1 pseudogene is annotated in these 1,025 nt (G+C 42.0%); it reads left to right on the forward strand.

Going from position 1 to position 1,025, the window contains the following annotated elements:
• Positions 1–45 precede the first annotated feature (45 nt).
• Positions 46–606, forward strand: a pseudogene (locus tag HCUR_RS00775) (IS5 family transposase); the annotation flags it as partial.
• Positions 607–1,025 lie beyond the last annotated feature (419 nt).

Below are 1,025 nucleotides of genomic sequence, written 5' to 3' on the forward strand. Positions count from 1 at the left end.
GAGATTTACCTCCTGGCTTATGGCCACTGAAAAAACACGCATCGACGCTTTTGCAGATGGCGGGACAAAGGCGTTTGGAAAGGAGTGTTAGAATCGCTTGTGATGGAGCCTGATTTTGAGTGGCTCATAGATTTGATGCAAGCCCTATCAAAGTACCCCCTCATGCAGCAGGAGCGCGTGGTGGAAACCAAGCCATGGGATAAACAAAAGGGGCTCAATTCCAAAATACATATAGCCGTAGATGCGACTGGTATGCCAGTGCGAATCCTTGTTACAGAAGATAGCACAGCTGATTGTACACAGGCTGAGGCTTTTATTGAGGGCATAAACGCCCAAGGTCTTTTAGCCGACAAAGGCTATGATTCAGATGCTGTACTAGACATGGCAAACAGTCAAACCATTCAAGCGGTGATTCCTGCAAAAAGGAATCGAAAAGAACAGCGCTTCTATGACCAAGACTTGTACAAGATCAGACATCGTGTTGAAAATGCCTTCTTGCATCTTAAGCGATGGAGAGGCATCGCCACGCGATACGCCAAAAACAGCTCCTCCTTTCTTGCAGCCGCCCAAATACGTAGTCTTGCCCTTTGGCTCAATATCTCGTAACGACACTATCTAGATCTAGCTCTGCTGAATATAGCGAAAGAGGTTGATTGTTTTTATATTTTTTGAGTTACTTAGCCGGCTATTTCAGCTTGCATTATTCATAACAAAAGTTATTTATTTAATTAACGTTTTTGAGAGTTTATTCAGAGCGTGTCCTTAAACCTTGTTATTTTTTCAAGCAAACCATAAATGGAATAGCACGTTTCTCATAGTCCGTTACTATTAGAAACAGTCACGTAAAACCATTTTTTTTAACCTATTGAGCACTATTTTAGTGAAAGCGAGTGGAATAAACGCTTTGGCTGATGAAGTAAACCTTTTATAATCTTTGGATTGCCTTCTAAAATGATCTAACCAAGAAAATGAAGGTTCTATAAGCTACTGCCATTACTGGACCGCAACCCCCTTAGTGTGCTCTG

Origin of the sequence: Holospora curviuscula (genome assembly GCF_002930195.1) — a bacterium.
Classification (GTDB): domain Bacteria; phylum Pseudomonadota; class Alphaproteobacteria; order Holosporales; family Holosporaceae; genus Holospora; species Holospora curviuscula.